This window comes from Streptomyces sp. NPDC087422 (assembly GCF_044744145.1).
In the GTDB taxonomy this organism is placed as follows: domain Bacteria; phylum Actinomycetota; class Actinomycetes; order Streptomycetales; family Streptomycetaceae; genus Actinacidiphila.
Genome location: NZ_JBIUXT010000002.1, coordinates 90,292 through 109,670 on the forward strand (window position 1 = coordinate 90,292; position 19,379 = coordinate 109,670).

Consider the following 19,379-nt stretch of genomic DNA (forward strand, 5'->3'; position numbering starts at 1 on the left):
TCCTGCTGGCCCTGCCCGTCCTGCTGTCCCTGCTGGCCGTCCTGCTGTCCCCGCTGTCGCGACTCCGCGTCGCGCACCGCGGGGCGGCGGCTGGCGATCACCCGGCGGGCCAGCGAGCGCGGGCTGGTGAGGAAGCCGTAGCCCCAGCACATGTGCATGGTGGCCAGGGCGAGCGGGATACGCAGCCGGGCGCCGAAGGACAGGCCGCGGCCCGCCGGGAGCGAGCCGACGGTGATGGCGGCCACGTACGCGGCGGGCACCAGCAGCGCCCACGGGGTGACGGCCGCGCCGACGACGATGCCCGCCGCGTTGGCGAACAGGGCGACGGGGGCGGCCAGGTAGCGCAGGTTGACCGAGCCGCGGTGGTAGCGGGTGACGACGCGCCGCCAGCGGCCGTAGTCCTTGTACTGCTTGGCGAGCGCGCGCACGGTGGGGCGCGGCCGGTAGGAGACGCGCAGTTCGGGCGAGAACCAGATGAGGTGGCCGGCCTCGCGGATGCGGTAGTTCAGCTCCCAGTCCTGGGCGCGGATGAACTCCACGTTGTACCCGTCCTGCCGCTCCAGCACCTCGCGGCGGAAGACGCCGAGGTAGACGGTGTCGGCGGGGGCGGCGGCGCCTCCGGTGTGGAAGGCCGCGTTGCCGACGCCGATCTTCGACGTCATGGCGGCGGCGACCGCGCGCTCCCAGTCGTTCTCGCCCTCGGCGTGCATGATGCCGCCGACGTTCGCCGCGCCCGTCTCGTCGAGGAGGCGGACGGCGGTGGCGATGTAGTCGGGCGAGAGCATGCCGTGCCCGTCGACGCGTACGACGACCGGGTGCCGGGACGCCTTGATCGCCGCGTTGAGCGCGGCGGGGGTGCGGCCGGTGGGGTTGGGCACCGTGTGGACCCGCGGGTCGGCGGCGGTCAGCTCGGCGGCGATCGCGTCCGTACCGTCCGTGGACGGGCCCAGCGCGATGACGACCTCCAGCTCGCCCGGATAGTCCTGCTCCAGGATGTGCCGCACCGAGTCGCGCAGATGGCGCTCCTCGTTGAGCACCGGCATGATCACGGAGACTGCCGGGGGCGCGGGGTTCTGCGGCGCGGCGGCACGGGTGGCGGGGTCAGGAGCGGCGGCGTTCATCGCGGCAAACGTTACCGCTAATGGGGGACCCCAGCGCGTGGGGTCAAGACCTACTGTCCTATTTGTCCCTAGCCTGAACGGGTCCGCACGCCCCTGTCACCGCACGGAGGGATTCCCTGTGCCGCCCACCCGAGTGCCCCCCGCGCGCCGACGTCCGCCGATCCGCTGGAGCACCCGGGTCATCGGCGGCCTGGCCCTGCTGATCATCACCGCGAGCGGGGTGGGCCACGCCGTGCTGAACGGGGTCAGCGGCGCGATCGACCGGGTGGACGCCTTCGGCGGGATGGAGGGGCGTCCCGACGGGTCCAAGGGCACCAACTTCCTGCTGGTCGGCACGGACGGCCGCGACGGCCTGGACCCGGCGACGAGGAAGGCGTACCACCTGGGCGGCGCGCCCTGTCACTGCACCGACACGATCATGCTGGTGCACCTGTCGGAGGACCGTTCGCACGCGAGCATCGTGAGCATCCCGCGCGATACGTACGTACGCCTGCCGGACCAGCCGTCGGCGGACGCGTCGTCCTCCGGGTCCCCTCCGGCGAGCGCGTCACCGCCCGGCACGCCGTCCGCCGCACCCTCGGCCACGCCGTCCGGCACGGCCTCCGGTACGGCGGGTGCCGCGCCCGCCGCCGAGGTCCAGGCGGACACCCACCCGGCGAAGATCAACCAGGCGTACGCGGACGGCGGCCCGAAGCTGACCGTCCGTACCGTCGAGCAGATCACCGGTGTGCACATCGACCACTACCTGGAGGTCGACTTCACGAGCTTCATGAAGACGGTCGACGTCATCGGCGGCGTCCCGGTCTGCACGACGCGCCCGCTGAAGGACTCCTACACCGGCCTCGACCTGCCGGTCGGCACCACGAAGCTGGACGGCGGACAGGCGCTCCAGTACGTACGCGCCCGGCATCTGGACGCGGCGGCGGATCTGGGGCGGATGCAGCGGCAGCAGCGGTTCGTGGCCCAGGTCATCCACAAGATCACCAGCGGCGGGACGCTGGCCAACCCGCTGGAGCTGAGCCGGGTCGCCTCGACCGTGCTCGGGTCGGTGCGCGCCGACCAGAACCTCAAGGCGGGTGACCTGATCGCGCTCGCGGAGGGCATGAAGGGCCTCACGGCCAGCTCGTCGGAGTTCGGCTCCGTGCCGCTGAGCGACACGGACTACTCCGTCCCGGGCGTCGGCTCCACCGTGAAGTGGGACACCGCCAAGGCCGGGAAGATGTGGGCGGCGATCCGCGCGGACCGGCCCCTGGCGGTGCACCACAAGACGGCCAGGAAGCACAAGGGCGTCAAGGTGGACGTCGACCCCGCGACCATCAGGGTCTCGGTCCAGAACGGCACCGACACCAGCGGGCTGGCCGCCGCCGCGCAGAAGGCGCTGGCCGCCACCGGTTTCGCGACCGTCGGCACCCCCGGGACGTCCGAGCACCCCAGCGCGCGGACCGTGATCCGCTACGACCCCCGTTGGGACCGCTCCGCGCAGTCCCTCGCCACCGCGCTGCCCGGCTCCGAGCTGGTGGCCGTGCCCGGCCAGGGCAAGACGATGAAGGTGGTCCTCGGCTCCGACTACAAGGCGGTCACGCCGGTGACGGCGGACGACGGCGGGGCGTCGGGAACGATGGACTCCGCGCTGACGGGTGACGAGGTCGGGTGCTGACCGGATGAGGTGCCGATCGGACCGGGCGCTGACCGGATGAGGCGCTGACCGGACCTGACGCTGATCGGATGGGGTGCTGATCGGACCGGTTGCTCAACTGACCGGCTGCTCAACTGATCCGCTGCTGACCGGATCGGCTGCTCAACGGCCTGAGGGCCGGACGGCCGGGGGTCTCGGGGTGCGTCCCCGGGGCCCCCGGCCGTCTTTCCGAACCGTTCAGGACACGCCCTGGTCGTCCAGGCCCTCGGCCGCGCGGCGGCGGCGCAGCTCCACGATCGCGCGGCGGCGGGCCAGGCGGTGGGTGCGGCGGATCTGGGCCTCCTGCCAGCGGCGGCGGTCGCGGTCGGTCTCGGGCAGGACGGGCGGTACGTGCCGGGGCTTGCCCTCGACGTCGACCGCGACGAAGACGAGGTAGGCGCTGGCGACCTGCTTGGCGACGCCCGACTCGTTCCAGCGCTCGGCCATGACGCGGACGCCGACCTCCATGGAGGTGCGGCCGGTCCAGTTGACCTGGGCCTTCACGGCGAGGAGGTCACCGACCCTGACCGGTTCGAGGAAGATCATCTCGTCCATCGCGCCGGTGACGGCGGGGCCGCCCGAGTGCCGTCCCGCGACGGCGCCCGCCGCGTCGTCCACCAGCTTCATGACGACGCCGCCGTGGACGGTGCCCAGCAGATTGGTGTCGTGCGCGCTCATGATGTGCGAGAGCGTGATGCGGGACGCCGAGGTCGGCTTGCCCGGGAGCGCCGCGCCGTCGGGAGCGGGGACATCGGACGTGGCCAGGGCCTCAGGTGCCCCCAGGGCCTCAGGCGCCGCCAGGGCCTCAGGCGTGGCCGGGGCTTCGGGGGCGGCTGGGCTCTCGGGGACTGCCGGGCTCTCGGGGGTGGGGCGATCGATCATGACAGCAACCTTATGTCCGTTGCGAAACGGTCGCGGCCGGTGGCCGAATGCATCGGGTCTGCTACAGAACCGCCGTGGATTCCCGGTCGTCGCCCGAGGCCGGGCACACTTTCCACCATGAACGGTTGGAGCGATGACACCGAGCAGCGCCGCGGCGCCGAGCCGCCGCTGCCCCCTGAACTGTCGCCGCGCCGGGCCGCCGCCGCGGCGGGCGGGGTACCGCCGCAGCCCGTCCGACGTCCCGGCCCCGCGGGACCCGCGGGCCCCGGCCGAGGCGGCCAGGGCGGAGGCGGCTTCGGCCCGCCCCCGCCCGGCGGGACCGCCACCGGCCCCCGCAGGCCCCGCTGGAGCACCCGCAAGAAGATCGGCATCACGGCGCTCGGTCTGGTCGTGGCGCTGCTGGTGGTGTCCGTCTCCACGTACTTCTGGGCCGACTCCAAGGTGCGCCGCGAGGTCGACCTGAGCAAGGTCGAGGACCGGCCGCCGACGGGCAAGGGCACCAACTATCTGATCGTCGGTTCGGACAGCCGTGAGGGGCTGACCAAGCAGGACGAGAAGGACCTGCACACCGGCGCCGCGGACGGCCAGCGCACCGACTCCATGATGATCCTGCACACCGGCGGCAACGGGACCACCATGATGAGCCTGCCGCGCGACTCGTACGTCACGATCCCGGCCTTCACCGGCCAGAAGTCGGGCAAGCGGTACGCGGCCTCCACGCACAAGCTGAACCGCGCGTACTCCGACGGCGGCCCCGAGCTGCTGACCCGCACCATCGAGTACAACACCGGCCTGCACATCGACCACTACGCGGAGATCGGCTTCTCCGGGTTCGTGAACCTGGTGAACGCGCTCGGCGGTGTCAACATGTGCCTGGACAAGCCGCTGAAGGACAAGGCGTCGGGCGCCGACTTCGCGGCGGGCTGCCAGAAGCTCAACGGCAAGCAGTCGCTGGCCTTCGTCCGGCAGCGGCACCAGGAGGCCGACCAGGACCTCGGCCGGATGCGCAACCAGCAGAAGTTCCTGTCGACGCTGGCCCACCAGGCGGCCTCGCCGACGACGATCCTCAACCCGTTCAAGCTCTACCCGGTGATCGGCTCCGGGCTCGACACGCTCATCGTCGACAAGAAGATGAGCCTGATGAACCTGGCCTCGATGTTCTGGGCCATGAAGGGCGTCACGGGCGGCGACGGCAACTCCGTCACGGTCCCGATCGGCAACGCCAACTACATGACGCCCAATGACGGCGACGCCGTGAAGTGGGACATGACGAAGGCGAAGACGCTCTTCGACGAGCTGAAGAACGACCAGAAGGTGACCGCCACCAAGTAGGTGCCGGGTGGGCGCCGACGGGACGGCACACACCGAAGGCCCCGGCCCCCGCGGCGAATCGTCGCTGCGGGGGCCGGGGCCTTTGGTGACGGTACGGAGTCTGCTGCCTCGGGGTCTGATCCTCGAAGGTCTGACACCTCGGGGTCTGACACCTCGGGCTCAGATGCCTCGGGCTGGACGCCTCGGGCTCAGACGGCGGCCGGGGCTCCGGTCACGGCGGGCACCCACTGGTCGAGCTCGGTGCGCCAGTAACGGGCCACGTTCAGCCGGGTCGGCTTGGGCTCACCGGGGAGCTGGAACTTCAGCGAGCTCCACAGGGCGTTCCGCTTGACCTCGGACACCAGGCCCGCGGCCTCGGCGCGCGGTATCGCGGCGACGAGCTCCTTCGGGCGGGAGCTCATGCGGCCCGCCTTGTGGAAGACCACGGCCTGCTCGGTGACCGTGACGAAGTAGTACTTCACGAATGCCTGGGCGATCAGGCCGAGCGAGTTGATCAGCCACGGGCTCGGTCCGGTGACCGTGTGGATCGTGGCGATCGGACGGTCGCTCGGGTTGATCTCCGCGATGGCCTGAGCCACCTGCTCCTGCATCGTGGACTTGCGAATGGCCATAAAGGGTCCCCCTGCTTCAGGTGTGTGGACGATTGCCGCGACGCCGTCGGATGACGACGGCGTCGCAGCGTATCGCCTGCTGCCTGTCAGGTACGCGCAGGGTTTGCATTGATACACGCCAGTGACGAACGAGACCTCAGCGACGCGTAGTTGGCCGGATCGTGACCTTAGTGACGCGCACCGGCCGTACGACGACGCAGGCCGTAGACGGCGCCGCCGCCGACCACCACGAGCGCGCCGGCGACACCGGCGATCATGCCCGTGTTGCTGCCGCCGCCGGTCTCGGCCAGGTCGGTGGTGCCACCGGCCGCGGGCGAGGGAGCGTTGGTGTCGTCAACCGCCGCCGCGCCGCTGGTGCTCGGCGTCGCGGTGGGGGTGTCGGACGGGGCCGTCGACGGCGTTTCGGTCGCCGGCGTGGTCGGCGTGTCCGACGGAGTGTCGGTGGCCGGCGTGGTCGGCGTGTCGGTCGCGGGCGTGGTCGGGGTGTCGACCTTGCACGCGGTCTCCGGCGTCTTCACGTCCGTGGTGCCGACCTTCTGGCCGGAAGCCTTCACGACGGTGACCGTGTACGTCGTGGACGGCGACCAGTCGACCGGGAAGTTGACGGTGACGCCCTGGCGCGTCCCGGTCAGGTTCTCCTGGTGACCGACCTCGGTCTGCCCCTGCGACACGGTGATGTTCACCAGCGTGTGGGAGTAGTCCTTGTTGGTGACGTCGATCGAGCCCTTGCCGTTGTCGCACGAGGCTTGGGCGGAGAACTCGGAGATGTTGCAAGCGAACGCGTTGCCTGCAACGCCCAGCGCGAGCGCGGCTGCGGCGGAGGCAACGCCGATGGTACGCACCGCGATTGCGGTACGGCGGGATATGGACACGTCTTCCCTTCACGGGATCGGATCACAAGCGCGGAAAGGGCACACAAGGGGCGGGATCGAACTCCCGCGCCACCTGTGGCCCTCAAACCTCTACAAGCCGCCGCGTCCGCTTGTCAATTGATCGCAAACCGCCCGCTAAACGGCGCCGGGTGACGATCCCCCCCGCCCGAACCACCGGACTACACCGGATAGTCGGACATAGCGATCTTCCCCCGATCGTTGTACTGAACCCCCCGAACCGCCCTCCCCCGTCACCCACTTCACCCCCGTCACCCGCCTATCACCACCCCCCGCCCTAGGGGAGGTTTCGCGCCATCACGATGCGCTGGACCTGGTTGGTGCCCTCGTAGATTTGGGTGATTTTGGCGTCGCGCATCATGCGCTCGACGGGGTAGTCACGGGTGTAGCCGTAGCCGCCGAGGAGTTGGACGGCGTCGGTGGTGATGTCCATGGCGACGTCGGAGGCGTAGCACTTGGCGGCGGCGCCGAAGAAGGTGAGGTCTTCCTCTTTGCCGCCGGCCGAGACGCGTTCTGACCTGGCGGCGGCGGCGTAGGTGAGCTGGCGGGCGGCTTCGAGCTTCATGGCCATGTCGGCGAGCATGAACTGGATGCCCTGGAATTCGGCGATGGCCTTGCCGAACTGCTGGCGCTCCTTGACGTAGCCCTTGGCGTAGTCGAGGGCGCCCTGGGCGATGCCGATGGCCTGGGCGGCGATGGTGACGCGGGTGTGGTCGAGGGTCTTCATGGCGGTGGCGAAGCCGGTGCCCTCGGCGCCGATCATGCGGTCGGCGGGGATGCGGACGTTGTCGAAGTAGACCTCGCGGGTCGGGGAGCCCTTGATGCCGAGCTTCTTCTCGGGGGCGCCGAAGGAGACGCCCTCGTCGCCCTTCTCGACCACGAACGCGGAGATGCCCTTGGAGCGCTTGTCGGGGTCGGTGACGGCCATGACCGTGTAGAACTCGGAGACGCCCGCGTTGGTGATCCAGCGCTTGACGCCGTTGAGGACGAAGGTGTCGCCGTCGCGTACCGCGCGGGTCTTCATGCCCGCCGCGTCCGAGCCGGCCTCGGGCTCGGACAGCGCGTACGAGAACATGCCCTCCTTGCGCGCCAGGGCGCCGAGGTACCTCGTCTTCAGCTCCTCGGAGCCGGAGAGCTGTACGGGCAGCGAGCCGAGCTTGTTGACCGCGGGGATGAGGGAGGAGGAGGCGCAGACCCGCGCCACCTCCTCGATCACGATGACCGTGGACAGCGCGTCCGCGCCCGGGCCGTCGTACGCCTCGGGGACGTGGATCGCGTGCAGGTCGTTGGCCTCCAGCGCGTCACGGGCCTCCTGCGGGAAGCGGCCCTGCTCGTCCACCTCGGCCGCGAACGGCGCGATCTTCGCCTCCGCGAGGGAGCGGACCGCGTCCCGGAGCATGTCGTGCTCCTCGGACGTACGGAAAAGGTCGAAGTCGGAGGATCCGGCCAAGGTGTCTCACTCCCCGAGTGCAGCGCTAACTACCGTTAAGTAACCCAATGATCCTAGGCCCGCGCCCGCGGCGCCACCTACGTGACGTTCATGACACCCGCGGAACACCTCACGACACCCTCCGACGCCCTCCGACGCCCGGCAACGCCTCACGACACCTTGTCGCCGAGCCGGTCGACGGTGTTGTTCGCGAGGTAGTCGCTCATCGTGTCGTTGCGGAGCGCCTGCCACAGCTCGGAGGAGCCGTTGGCGTCCAGCAGCACCACGGACTGCTTCTTGATGGTGTCGAAGCCGGAGATCGGCGCGTTCATGAACACCATGTCCGAGGAGCGCACATCGCGCATGTTCCACACCAGGTCGCGCAGATCGCCGTTGGACAACTTGTCGTCCACGCTCACCACGGACGTCACCTGGTCCAGGGTCCGCTTCAGCTTGAGCGGGTTGGAGAAGGTGCCGCCGGAGAGCATCTTGGACAGCACGGCCCGCAGGAAATTCTGCTGCCGGTGCGTACGGTCCAGGTCGCCGCGCGGCAGGCCGTAGCGCTCGCGTACGTAGTCGAGGGCGTCGTCGCCGTTCATGTGGTGGGGGCCGGCCGTCCAGACCCCGCCGGGGCCGTTGCGGCGGTCGACCGTCTTGTCGACGGTGATGTCCACGCCGCCGACCGCGTTGGTCAGATTCTTGAAACCGCTCCAGTCGATCACCGCGAGGTGGTCGACCTTCACCTTGGTGAGCCGCTGCACGGTGTCGATCAGCAGCGGCGGGCCGCCCCAGGAGAAGGCCGCGTTCAGCTTCGCCTGGCCGTGGCCGGGGATGCTCACCCAGGAGTCGCGCGGCAGCGAGACGACGTACGCGTGTTTGTGGTCGGCGGGCAGGTGCACGAGCATCATCGTGTCGCTGCGCTGGGCGCCCGGCTTCCACTCCGGCGCCTTGGCGTTCTTGCCGGTGGTCGGCAGGTCGGACCTGGCGTCCAGGCCGACCAGCAGGAAGGTCTGGCTGCCGCTCTTGGACGCCTGCGGCTGCGCGGCGGCCGGTACGTCGGTCGGGAAGGCGTTCGGGATGCGCTCGACGCGGCCGGTGTAGTGCTGGAAGGCCCAGTAGGCGGTGCCGACCACCAGCAGCACACCGGTGCAGAGCAGGATCACGGCCGCGTACAGCACGCGGCGGGTACGGCGGCGCCGCCGGGTCGTGCGCGCCGGGCTGTCGGGGCCGTCAGGACCGTCGGGCGCGAGGCCGTCCTCCGCATCCGGCTCAAGTCCCGGCTCCGGCTCCGGCTCGGACCCCCGCTCTGACCCCGGCTCGCGCTTGACGGCCGATATCCGCCCCGGTATCCGCCCCGGTATCCCCTCCGGTTCCGGCGACCGCCCCTCGTCCGGCCCCCGGTCCCGCCGCTGATCCGGCGTCGTCACGTCCGTTCCGGTCGGGACCGTCCCCTCGTCCGTCCCGCCGCCTCTGCCGCTCGCGTCACCCACGATTGCACCCCACCCCTCGACCCACCCCTTGGATATCTGCACGCATTGTGGACCCCCGGCCCCCCGACCACCCACTATTTGGTCCGCGCGGTCCCTACTATGCTCTGCGCATGCCTCTGAAGCTCACCGTCATCGGCACCGGTTATCTCGGCGCCACCCATGCCGCCGCGATGGCCGAGCTCGGTTTCGAAGTGCTCGGCCTCGACATCGTGCCGAGCAAGATCGAGATGCTGTCGCAGGGGCGCGTCCCCATGTACGAGCCGGGCCTGGAGGAACTGCTCGCGAGACATGTGGCCGGGATCGAGGGCTCCAGCGGGCGGCTGCGCTTCACCACCTCCTGGGAGGAGGTCGCCGAGTTCGGCGACGTCCACTTCGTCTGCGTGAACACCCCGCAGAAGCACGGCGAGTACGCCTGCGACATGAGCTACGTGGAGAACGCCTTCTCCTCGCTGGCCCCGCATCTGCGGCGCCCCGCGCTGGTGGTCGGCAAGTCCACCGTGCCGGTGGGCAGCGCGGCCGGGCTGGCGGAGCGGCTGCGCGAGACGGCCCCGGCGGGCGCGGACGCGGAGCTGGCGTGGAACCCGGAGTTCCTGCGCGAGGGCTTCGCGGTGCAGGACACGCTGCACCCGGACCGGATCGTGATCGGCGTGACCAGCGAGCGCGCCGAGTCACTCCTTCGGGAGGTTTACGCCGGACCGCTCGCAGAAGGCACGCCGTTCATCGTCACGGACTACCCGACGGCCGAACTCGTCAAGACCGCGGCCAACGCCTTCCTCGCCACCAAGATCTCCTTCATCAACGCCATGGCCGAGGTCAGCGAGGCGGCGGGCGGCGATGTCGCCAAGCTCGCCGAGGCGATCGGGCACGACGACCGGATCGGCCACAAATTCCTCAGGGCCGGGATCGGCTTCGGCGGCGGCTGTCTGCCCAAGGACATCCGCGCGTTCATGGCGCGCGCCGGTGAGCTGGGCGCCGACCAGGCGCTGACGTTCCTGCGCGAGGTCGACTCCATCAATATGCGGCGCCGCACCAGCATGGTGGAGATGGCCCGCGAGGCGGTCGGCGGGAGCCTGCTCGGCCGCCGGATCGCCGTCCTGGGCGCCACCTTCAAGCCGGACTCCGACGACGTCCGCGACTCCCCCGCCCTCAATGTGGCGGGCCAGATACACCTCCAGGGCGGCCAGGTCACGGTCTACGACCCGAAGGGCATGGAGAACGCCAAGCGGCTCTTCCCGACCCTGCGTTACGCCCCCACGCCGCTGGACGCCGTCCGCGGCGCCGACCTCGTACTGCACCTGACCGAGTGGCGGGAATTCCGCGAGCTGGACACCGCCGCCCTCGCCGACGTGGCCCGCGAGCGGCACATCCTCGACGGCCGCAACGCGCTCGACCCCGCGGTCTGGCGCAAGGCCGGCTGGACCTACCGCGCGATGGGCCGCCCCTCCGCGTAACCGACGACACCCGCGGGGCCCGTACGCGACACCACCGCGTACGGGCCCTCGTACGTGCGCACGTGCCTCGTGCGTGTGCACGTGGATGACCGGCCGTACGGGCCGCCGTACGGGCCCGTCGTACCGGAAGGGAACGGCCGGGCGGCACGCGCCTCAGCGCGTACGGCTGCGGTACGCCCGCATCTTGGCGCGGCTGCCGCAGATCGCCATCGTGCACCAGCGGCTGCGGCCCGAGGGGCTGCGGTCGTAGTAGACCCACCGGCAGGTGTCGGCCGCGCACGCCTTGAGGCGGGGCCAGGTGCCGTCCGCGACGGCCGAGACGACGGCGGCGGCGACGCGGGCGGTGAGGGCCGGGGGTCCGGTCAGGCCGGGGGCGGGGCGTACGGCGGCGGCGCCCTCGGTATCGACGGTCAGACGCAGCGGCGCGCGGGACAGCAGGCGTTCCAGCGCCTCCAGGGTGGCGGGCGGTACGTCGACGCCCGCGTGGGCCTGGCAGACGTCGCGCAGCGCCTCGCGCAGGACCAGGACGTCGGCGAGCCCTCCGGGGCCGAAGCCGGGCCCCTCGATGCCGCGCTCCCCCGCCCAGGCGGCCAGCTCCGCCGGGGTGCGCAGCGCGTCGTCGCCGCTCTCCAGGTCGACGGTGTTGACCAGGTCCTGGACCAGCCGCAGCGGTCCAGGCGCGGGACTGCGTTCTCCGGGCTGCTCCACCCTTGAAACGTTACCGCCACTCCGCCATGATGAAGTAACCGTTACCGGCTGAGACCGCTGTACTGGTAACCGCTGTACTGGTCACCGCTGTCCTGCGACCACGGCACCGGCCGGTGGCACGGCAGCCCACACGAGAGGAATCCGTCATGATCGGCACCTTGGGCGCGGTCGTCCTGGACTGTCCCGACCCGCGCGCGCTGGCCGCCTTCTACGCCGAGCTGGTCGGCGGCACGGTCGACGCGTCGGAGGACGACTGGGTCGACCTCAACCGCGAGGACGGCCAGCGCCTGTCCTTCCAGCTCGCCCCGGCCCACCGGGCGCCCCGCTGGCCCGACCCCGAGCGCCCCCAGCAGTTCCACCTCGACATCGCCGTGGAGCGCGCCGCGATGGACAGCGCGGAGAAGCAGGTGCTCGCGCTGGGCGCGACGCTCCTGGAGGGCGACCTGGACGGCGCGCGCAACTGGCGCGTGTACGCGGACCCCGCCGGGCACCCGTTCTGCCTCTGCGCCTGCTGAACGGCCGCCGTCCCCCGGCGGCCCCGCCGCCGTCGCCGCGCGGTCACCGCTCCGCCCCCTGGTCATCGGCCGTCCGACGCCCGGCCGTATTCCGGCCGTCGCATCCTGCTCGCGGTACTACGATCCGGTAGGCGCGTGACTGGCGGGGACGACCGAGAGCGGTGGCCATGCTCCGAACTCCACTGCGGCTGCGGGCATCCCTGCGACGACCACCGGGGGAAGCCGCACCACTGGAGCAGCGAGAACGAATACATCAGGGGGACGAGGGGCGGGAAGAGGGGGACGGCGACGAGGGGGACGGCGACGAGGGGGACGCCGGGGAAGCGGCCGGGCGACCGGCCCGCCGGCGTACGCGGGTGCCGTGGCGCACCCTCGCCGGGCTCATACCCGTGCTGCTCGTCGGCGGCTGGGTGTCGCAGCACTGGTCGCTGATCGAGACCGGCTGCCGTGACCTGCTGGCCGCCAACCGTGGCTGGCTGCTGGCCGCGCTCGCGGCGACCGGCCTCGGCTGGGTCGCCAACGCCGTGGCCCGGCAGGGCACGGTGCTCGAACCGCTGCCGCCCGCCCGCCTGTTGGCCACGCAGTTCGCCGCGTCGGCCGCGGGACAGCTCGCCCCCGCCGGGATCGGCGCGAGCGCGGTCAATCTGCGCTTCCTGCGCACCCAGGGGCTTCCGCTGCTCCGCTCGTCGGCCGCCCTCGCGCTGTACTCGCTGGCGGAGTCCGTCGGCCGGGTGACGCTGCTGCTGGTGCTGCTCGCGCTCTTCCCGCACGCGCTGCACCTGCGCGGCCTGCTGCCCGACGGCAACGCGCTGCTGCTCCTCGGGCTGCTGGCCGTTCTCGTGCTCGGCGCGGCGGCGCTCGCGCTGGCGCTGCTCCGGCCGCTGCGCCGTACGATCCGCGACTTCCTGGCGGCGGCGCTCACCGACGCCCGCACGCTGCACACCCGGCCGTCCCGCGCGCTCGCGCTGTGGGGCGGCTCGCTGGCCTTCCCCGCGCTCCAGGCCGCCGGTCTCGCCGCGGTCACGCTCGCGCTGGGGATACCGGTCTCCGCCGCGCACGTCGCGCTCGCGTATCTGCTCGCCACGTGTCTGGCGGCAGCCGTGCCGACGCCCGGCGGGATCGGGTCGGTCGACGCGGCGCTCGCCCTGGCCCTGGTGGCGGCGGGCGCCTCGACGACCGCCGCCGCCTCCGCCGTGCTCGGCTACCGCATCGTCACGGTCTGGCTGCCGCTGGTGCCCGCCGCGCTGACGCTGGGCGCGCTGGTGCGGCGCAAGGTGCTCTGAGCGGGCGCCTTCGCGTCCACGGGGTCAGGCGCGCGGGCCGTCCAGGGCCGCGATCGTCGCCGTCGAGGGGCCGCGCCGGGCGCGGATCGACGCGGCGGCCGACTCGGCCTCGCGCAGCACCCGTACCGCGTTCTGCCAGGTCAGCTTGGCGATGTCCGGGTCGGACCAGCCGCGGGTGAGCAGTTCGGCGATCAGGTGCGGGTAGCCGGAGACGTCGGCGAGGCCGTCGGGGGTGAAGGCCGTGCCGTCGTAGTCGCCGCCGATGCCGATGTGGTCGACGCCCGCGACGGCCCGCATGTGGTCGAGGTGGTCGGCGACGGTGGCCGCCGTGGCGACCGGGCGCGGGTGGGCGGCCTCGTACGCGCGCTGCACGGCCATGCCGTCCGGGGTGGTGTCGAGGTGGTGCAGGCCGTGGGCGCGCATGTTCTCGTCGGCCGCCGCGGTCCACTCGATGGCGGCGGGCAGGATGAACTTGGGCACGAAGGTCGCCATCGCGACACCGCCGTTGGCGGGCAGCGCGGCCAGGACGTCGTCGGGGATGTTGCGCACGTGGTCGCAGACGGCGCGGGACGAGGAGTGCGAGAAGAGCACCGGGGCCTCGGCGACCCGCAGCGCGGCGCGCATGGTGTCGGGCGAGACGTGGGAGAGGTCCACCAGCATCCCGAGCCGGTTCATCTCGCGCACGACCTCCTCGCCGAAGGCGGTGAGACCGCCCGCGACGGGCTTGTCGGTCGCCGAGTCCGCCCACGGGGTGTTGTCGTTGTGCGTGAGCGTCATGTAGCGGACGCCGAGGTCGTACAGGCCGCGCAGCGTCCCCAGCGAGCAGTCGATGGAGTGGCCGCCCTCGGCGCCCATCAGGGAGGCGATCCTGCCCTCGGTACGGGCGGTCTCCATGTCGTCGGCGGTCAGCGCGAGCCGCAGGTCGGCCGGGTAGCGGTCGGCCAACCGCCGTACGACGTCGATCTGTTCGAGCGTCGCGGTGACGGCCTCGCCGCCGGTCAGCTCCACCGACACGTACACCGACCAGAACTGCGCGCCGACGCCGCCCGCCCGCAGCCGCGGGATGTCGGTGTGCAGCCGGTCGCTCTGGTCGGCGGCGATGTCGAGCCGGTCGAGGTCGTACGCCACCTGTTCGCGCAGCGCCCACGGCAGGTCGTTGTGCCCGTCCACCACGGGGTGGGCGGCGAGCAGTTCGCGGGCGTGCGTCAGGTGGTCCACGTCGTACCTCCGGGTGGGGAGCGGGTGTTGGCGTCGGCGGCCGGGAGCCGAGGGCGGCGCGCCTTGCGGGGCTACGGGCCTACGGGCTTACGCGCCTTGCGGGTCAGAAGCCGAAGCCGCCCGCGCCCTTCGCCTTCGCGCGCAGCCGCTTGCCCTTCTCCGTCGCCTGCTCGTTGAGCGACTGCTGGAACTCCCGCATCCGGGTGAGGAGTTCGGGGTCGTGGGCGGCGAGGATGCGGATGGCGAGCAGCCCGGCGTTGCGGGCGCCCGCGACCGAGACGGTGGCGACCGGGACGCCCGCGGGCATCTGGACGATGGACAGCAGCGAGTCCATGCCGTCGAGGTACTTCAGCGGCACGGGCACGCCGATGACCGGCAGCGGGGTGACGGAGGCGAGCATGCCGGGCAGGTGGGCGGCGCCGCCCGCGCCCGCAATGATGGTCTTCAGGCCGCGGCCGTCGGCCTGCTCGCCGTACGCGATCATCTCGCGCGGCATGCGGTGCGCGGAGACCACGTCGACCTCGTAGGGCACCTCGAACTCGTCGAGGATCTGCGCGGCGGCCTCCATGACCTCCCAGTCGGAGTCCGAGCCCATCACGACGCCGACCAGCGGGCTCCCGGCGGAAGCGGCGGGGTTACTCATCGATCGTTCCTCGCAGATAGTCGGCCGCGTGCCGGGCGCGCTCGCGCACGTCCGCCAGGTCGTCGCCGTAGGTGTTGACGTGGCCGACCTTACGGCCGGGCTTCACGTCCTTGCCGTACATGTGGATCTTCAGACCCGGGTCGCGGGCCATGCAGTGCAGGTAGGCCGCGTACATGTCGGGGAAGTCGCCGCCGAGCACGTTGGCCATGACCGTCCAGCGGGCGCGCGGGCGCGGGTCGCCGAGCGGCAGGTCGAGGACGGCGCGCAGGTGGTTGGCGAACTGTGAGGTGACGGCGCCGTCCATGGTCCAGTGGCCGCTGTTGTGCGGGCGCATCGCCAGCTCGTTCACCAGGATGGCGGAGCTGCCGTCGGCCGCGCGGGTCTCGAACAGCTCCACGGCGAGGTGGCCGACCACGCCCAGCTCGCGCGCGACGGTCAGCGCGAGCTGCTGGGCCCGCGCGGACAGGGCGTCGGACAGGCCGGGCGCGGGCGCGATCACGGTGTCGCACACCCCGCCGACCTGGACGGACTCCACGACCGGGTACGCGACGGCCTGGCCGTGCGGCGACCTGACGACATTGGCGGCCAGCTCCCGTACGAAGTCCACCTTCTCCTCGGCGAGCACCGGGACGCCCGCGCGGAAGGGCTCGGCGGCGTCGGCCTCGGAGCGGGCGATCCACACGCCCTTGCCGTCGTAGCCGCCGCGCACGGTCTTCAGGACCACGGGGTAGCCCCCGGCCTGCTCCTCGGCGAACCGGGTGACGTCGGCGGGGTCGGTGACGATGCGGTTGACCGGGCAGGGCACGCCGATCTCGGCGAGGCGGGCGCGCATGACGCCCTTGTCCTGGGCGTGCACCAGCGCGTCGGGCCCCGGGCGTACGACGACGCCGTCCGCCTCCAGGGCGCGCAGGTGCTCGGCCGGCACGTGCTCGTGGTCAAAGGTCAGCACGTCGCACCCCTGGGCGAAGGCCCGCAGGGTCGCGAGGTCCCGGTAGTCACCCACGGTCACGTCGGCGACCACCTGGGCCGCCGAGTCCTGAGGGGTGTCGCTGAGAATCCTGAACCTGACGCCGAGCGGGATGCCCGCCTCGTGGGTCATGCGGGCGAGCTGGCCGCCGCCGATCATGCCGACTACCGGGAATGTCACGTTTTTTCCTGCCGGAGGTGCGCGGGCTGGTACTCCTAGGGGGTGCCACCAGGGTATCCGCCACGCGGGGACACGAATGACCGGCTCCGATCGACGTAGCTCCGTACGGCACGGTTAACATGTGGTGGAGACAACACGGAGACACGGGGCGACACGCAGGGGCACCGACCGTGCCCCCTCGGCACCCGGTTTCTCAGCGGATTCCACCCCGTTCCCACCCATGACGGCACCCGCCCCCCACCTTCCACAGACAGGGCCGAGCGATCACCATGAGCGGACTGCGAGAGCTGCGTTCCCGACTGCGGCTGTTGTACCGCGAGATCGCGAAGTTCGGGGTCGTCGGCGCCGCCGGTGTGCTGGTCAACATCGGGGTGTTCAACCTGGTGCGGCACAGCACCGAGCTCCAGACCGTACGGGCCAGCATCCTGGCGACCGTGGTGTCCATCGCCTTCAACTACGTGGGCTTCCGGTACTTCACCTACCGTGACCGCGACAAGGCGGGCCGCACGAAGGAGCTCAGCCTCTTTCTCTTCTTCAGCGCCATCGGCCTGGTGATCGAGAACGGCGTGCTCTACACGGCGGTGTACGGCTTCGGCTGGGACAGCTCGCTCCAGGCCAACATCTTCAAATTCGTCGGCATCGGCGTGGCCACGCTCTTCCGCTTCTGGTCCTACCGGACCTGGGTCTTCCGGGCGCTGCCCGCGCGCGAGGCCGTGGAGCAGGCCGAGGCGTTCCTGGCCGACGGCAAGGGGCCGAAGGCGTCCGGTGCGACCGCCAGCGCCGCTGTCAGGGCCCGGCAGGCCGCGGCGGCCAGGGAAGACGACCGCTTCAACTGAGCCGCTTCTCTTCCGGCGAGCCGCATCTCGTCCCGCTCGACCGGGCCGCTTCTCTTCCGGCCGCCTCAGCTCACGGCGTCCTCAGCTCACGACGTCCTCAGCTCACGACGTCCTCAGCTCACGACGTCCTCAGCTCACGACGTCCGCGCGGGGCGGCGGTGACGGGATCTCGCGGGACAGGAAGAGCGCGAAGACCGGGGGCCGCTGCTGGAGCAGTTCCAACCGTCCGCCGTCCGCCTCCGCCAGGTCGCGGGCGACCGCGAGGCCGAGCCCGGTGGAGTTGCGCCCGCTGACCGTCCGCTCGAAGACCCGCCCGCCGAGGTCCGGCGGCACGCCCTGCCCGTCGTCGGTGACCTCCACGACGGCCTGGTTGCCGGTGACGCGGGTGTGCAGGGTGACGGTGCCCGCGCCGTGCATCAGCGAGTTCTCGATCAGCGTGGCGAGCACCTGCGCGACCGCGCCGGGGGTGCCGACCGCGCGCAGCCCCCGGGTGCCGGAGCGCGCGATGGTCCGGTTCTCGTTCTGGTACGCGGGCCGCCACTCCTCGACCTGCTGCTTGATCACCTCGTCGAGGTCGAAGTCGACGGCGGAGCCGCTGCGCGGGTCGCGGGCGTTGGTCAGCAGCCGCTGCACGACATCGGTGAGCCGCTCGACCTGGCCGAGCGCGATCGTCGCCTCCTCCTTGACTGCCTCCTGGTCGTCGGCGGTCGCCACGATCTCCTCCAGCCGCATGGACAGCGCGGTCAGCGGCGTACGGAGCTGGTGGGAGGCGTCGGCCGCGAGCCGTCGTTCCGCGGTGAGCATCCGGCCGATCCGGTCGGCGCTTGCGTCCAGGACGTCGGCGATCCGGTCCAGTTCCGGGACGCCGTAGCGGCGGTGCCGGGGGCGCGGGTCGCCGGAGCCGAGCCGCTCGGCGGTCTCGGCGAGATCGGTGAGCGGGCTGACCAGCCGGCGGGCCTGGAGGACGGCCAGTATCACGGCGGCCAGCACCGCGAGCAGCGCGACCGCCAGGATCACCAGCAGGGTGCGGCCGATCTCCTGGCTGACCTTGGAGCGCGGCTCCTCGACCAGCACCTTCTCGCCGTGGCCGCCGGACTGCCGGGACGCCAGCACCCGCCCCTTGGGCTTGTCGCCGAGCGTCACCTCGGGGTGGCCGGGCACCTGCACCACCGCGTAACGGTCGGCGGCGATCTGCCGGTCCAGGCCCTTGGCGGTGATGCTCTCCCCCGCAAGGATGCGGTTCTCCACGATGCCGACCAGGCGCACCGCCTCGGAGTCCACGCTCTCCTGGGCGCTGCTCTCGATCGTCCGGGTCTCCACGATGACCAGCGAGATCCCGAAGACGGCGATCACGACGAGCACCACGGCCAGCGTGGAGGAGATCAGACGGCGGCGCATGGAGCCAGCGTGTCAGTTCTTCTCGAACCGGAAGCCGACGCCGCGCACGGTGGAGATGTAGCGGGGGCTGGCCGCGTCGTCGCCGAGCTTCTTGCGCAGCCACGAGATGTGCATGTCCAGCGTCTTGGTCGAGGACCACCAGGTGGTGTCCCAGACCTCGCGCATGAGCTGCTCCCGCGTGACGACCCGGCCCGCGTCACGTACGAGCACGCGCAGCAGGTCGAACTCCTTGGCGGTGAGCTGGAGCTCGTCGTCGCCCATCCACGCCCGGTGCGACTCGACGTCGATCCGGACGCCGTGGGTGGCGGGCTGGGTGGACTCGGTGGTGCCGCGGCGCAGCAGCGCCCGCACCCGGGCCAGCAGCTCCGCCAGGCGGAACGGCTTGGTGACGTAGTCGTCCGCGCCGGCGTCCAGGCCGACGACGGTGTCGACCTCGTCGGCCCGCGCGGTGAGGACCAGCACCGGGAAGGTGTGTCCCTCGGTACGGATCCTGCGGCACACATCGAGGCCGTCCATGCCGGGCAGGCCCAGGTCGAGCACCACCAGATCGACGGCGCCGAGCAGTGCCGTCTCCAGAGCGGTGGGTCCGTCCTCGCGCACCTCGACCTCGTAGCCCTCTCGGCGCAGTGCGCGCGCGAGCGGTTCCGAGATGGATGCGTCGTCCTCGGCGAGAAGTACGCGGGTCATGGGCTTGATGGTAGTCCGCACCGGGCGCCGGGGAGGCGGTGGTACGAAGAGCCGCCCCACGCC

17 protein-coding genes and 1 pseudogene are annotated in these 19,379 nt (G+C 71.6%); 6 read left to right on the forward strand and 12 right to left on the reverse strand.

Annotated elements, in window-relative coordinates; translation table 11 throughout:
• Window positions 1-74 precede the first annotated feature (74 nt).
• Window positions 75-1,121, reverse strand: a pseudogene (locus ACIO6U_RS06260) (glycosyltransferase family 2 protein); the annotation flags it as partial.
• A 118-nt stretch (window positions 1,122-1,239) separates the two neighbouring features.
• Here ACIO6U_RS06260 and ACIO6U_RS06265 point away from each other — a divergent pair.
• The gene (locus tag ACIO6U_RS06265) at window positions 1,240-2,778 is read left to right on the forward strand and encodes an LCP family protein (protein WP_401716038.1); all 1,539 of its coding nucleotides are present in this window, start codon (window positions 1,240-1,242) and stop codon (window positions 2,776-2,778) included.
• 216 nt (window positions 2,779-2,994) lie between these two features.
• Here the strand turns inward: ACIO6U_RS06265 and ACIO6U_RS06270 are convergent, their stop codons facing one another.
• Complete coding sequence (locus ACIO6U_RS06270; RefSeq protein WP_391051690.1) at window positions 2,995-3,474, reverse strand: hotdog domain-containing protein; 480 nt, start codon at window positions 3,472-3,474, stop codon at window positions 2,995-2,997.
• 321 nt (window positions 3,475-3,795) lie between these two features.
• Here ACIO6U_RS06270 and ACIO6U_RS06275 point away from each other — a divergent pair, with 321 nt between their 5' ends.
• The gene (locus ACIO6U_RS06275) at window positions 3,796-5,010 is read left to right on the forward strand and encodes an LCP family protein (protein ID WP_355350028.1); all 1,215 of its coding nucleotides are present in this window, start codon (window positions 3,796-3,798) and stop codon (window positions 5,008-5,010) included.
• Window positions 5,011-5,198: 188 nt separating this feature from the next.
• On the opposite strand, the gene ACIO6U_RS06280 is transcribed toward ACIO6U_RS06275, so the two are convergent.
• From ACIO6U_RS06280 to ACIO6U_RS06295, 4 genes are all read right to left on the reverse strand, one after another.
• Entirely contained in the window at window positions 5,199-5,621 is a 423-nt protein-coding gene (locus ACIO6U_RS06280; RefSeq protein WP_355350031.1) for a hypothetical protein, read from the reverse strand.
• Window positions 5,622-5,788: 167 nt separating this feature from the next.
• Window positions 5,789-6,493 carry an LAETG motif-containing sortase-dependent surface protein gene (locus ACIO6U_RS06285; RefSeq protein WP_391162248.1) on the reverse strand — a complete coding sequence of 235 codons (705 nt, stop codon included), beginning with the start codon at window positions 6,491-6,493 and terminating at the stop codon, window positions 5,789-5,791.
• A gap of 295 nt (window positions 6,494-6,788) precedes the next feature.
• Entirely contained in the window at window positions 6,789-7,961 is a 1,173-nt protein-coding gene (locus ACIO6U_RS06290; RefSeq protein WP_401716042.1) for an acyl-CoA dehydrogenase family protein, read from the reverse strand.
• A 149-nt stretch (window positions 7,962-8,110) separates the two neighbouring features.
• Window positions 8,111-9,367 (reverse strand): LCP family protein, encoded by a 1,257-nt coding sequence (locus ACIO6U_RS06295; RefSeq protein WP_401716046.1) that lies wholly within the window; start codon window positions 9,365-9,367, stop codon window positions 8,111-8,113.
• Window positions 9,368-9,540: 173 nt separating this feature from the next.
• Here ACIO6U_RS06295 and ACIO6U_RS06300 point away from each other — a divergent pair, with 173 nt between their 5' ends.
• The gene (locus ACIO6U_RS06300) at window positions 9,541-10,881 is read left to right on the forward strand and encodes a UDP-glucose/GDP-mannose dehydrogenase family protein (RefSeq protein ID WP_355350043.1); all 1,341 of its coding nucleotides are present in this window, start codon (window positions 9,541-9,543) and stop codon (window positions 10,879-10,881) included.
• Window positions 10,882-11,034: 153 nt separating this feature from the next.
• On the opposite strand, the gene ACIO6U_RS06305 is transcribed toward ACIO6U_RS06300, so the two are convergent.
• Window positions 11,035-11,589 carry a CGNR zinc finger domain-containing protein gene (locus ACIO6U_RS06305; protein ID WP_391051526.1) on the reverse strand — a complete coding sequence of 185 codons (555 nt, stop codon included), beginning with the start codon at window positions 11,587-11,589 and terminating at the stop codon, window positions 11,035-11,037.
• Window positions 11,590-11,735: 146 nt separating this feature from the next.
• Here ACIO6U_RS06305 and ACIO6U_RS06310 point away from each other — a divergent pair, with 146 nt between their 5' ends.
• Together ACIO6U_RS06310 and ACIO6U_RS06315 are read left to right on the forward strand one after the other, a co-directional pair.
• Window positions 11,736-12,104, forward strand: a complete 369-nt coding sequence (locus ACIO6U_RS06310) for a VOC family protein (RefSeq protein ID WP_355347022.1) — start codon at window positions 11,736-11,738, stop codon at window positions 12,102-12,104.
• A 356-nt stretch (window positions 12,105-12,460) separates the two neighbouring features.
• Entirely contained in the window at window positions 12,461-13,387 is a 927-nt protein-coding gene (locus ACIO6U_RS06315; RefSeq protein ID WP_355347019.1) for a lysylphosphatidylglycerol synthase domain-containing protein, read from the forward strand.
• A gap of 24 nt (window positions 13,388-13,411) precedes the next feature.
• On the opposite strand, the gene ACIO6U_RS06320 is transcribed toward ACIO6U_RS06315, so the two are convergent.
• The 3 genes from ACIO6U_RS06320 to ACIO6U_RS06330 all read right to left on the reverse strand — a co-directional run bounded on the left by ACIO6U_RS06320 (window position 13,412) and on the right by ACIO6U_RS06330 (window position 16,374).
• Complete coding sequence (locus ACIO6U_RS06320) at window positions 13,412-14,605, reverse strand: dipeptidase (RefSeq protein ID WP_401716051.1); 1,194 nt, start codon at window positions 14,603-14,605, stop codon at window positions 13,412-13,414.
• 103 nt (window positions 14,606-14,708) lie between these two features.
• Window positions 14,709-15,248 carry a 5-(carboxyamino)imidazole ribonucleotide mutase gene (gene purE / locus ACIO6U_RS06325; protein WP_401716054.1) on the reverse strand — a complete coding sequence of 180 codons (540 nt, stop codon included), beginning with the start codon at window positions 15,246-15,248 and terminating at the stop codon, window positions 14,709-14,711.
• Complete coding sequence (locus ACIO6U_RS06330; protein ID WP_401717112.1) at window positions 15,241-16,374, reverse strand: 5-(carboxyamino)imidazole ribonucleotide synthase; 1,134 nt, start codon at window positions 16,372-16,374, stop codon at window positions 15,241-15,243. Before ACIO6U_RS06330 ends, purE begins: the two co-directional genes overlap by 8 nt.
• 290 nt (window positions 16,375-16,664) lie before the next feature.
• Between ACIO6U_RS06330 and ACIO6U_RS06335 the strand changes: the two genes are divergently transcribed.
• Window positions 16,665-17,231: a GtrA family protein gene (locus ACIO6U_RS06335; protein ID WP_355347007.1), complete on the forward strand. Its 567-nt coding sequence runs from the start codon at window positions 16,665-16,667 to the stop codon at window positions 17,229-17,231.
• A 129-nt stretch (window positions 17,232-17,360) separates the two neighbouring features.
• Here ACIO6U_RS06335 and ACIO6U_RS06340 read toward each other — a convergent pair whose 3' ends face one another.
• On the reverse strand, window positions 17,361-18,629 hold the full coding sequence (locus ACIO6U_RS06340) for an ATP-binding protein (protein WP_391051534.1): 1,269 nt from the start codon (window positions 18,627-18,629) through the stop codon (window positions 17,361-17,363).
• Between the two features lie 12 nt (window positions 18,630-18,641).
• The gene (locus ACIO6U_RS06345) at window positions 18,642-19,316 is read right to left on the reverse strand and encodes a response regulator transcription factor (protein ID WP_188285980.1); all 675 of its coding nucleotides are present in this window, start codon (window positions 19,314-19,316) and stop codon (window positions 18,642-18,644) included.
• Between the last annotated feature and the right edge of the window lie 63 nt (window positions 19,317-19,379).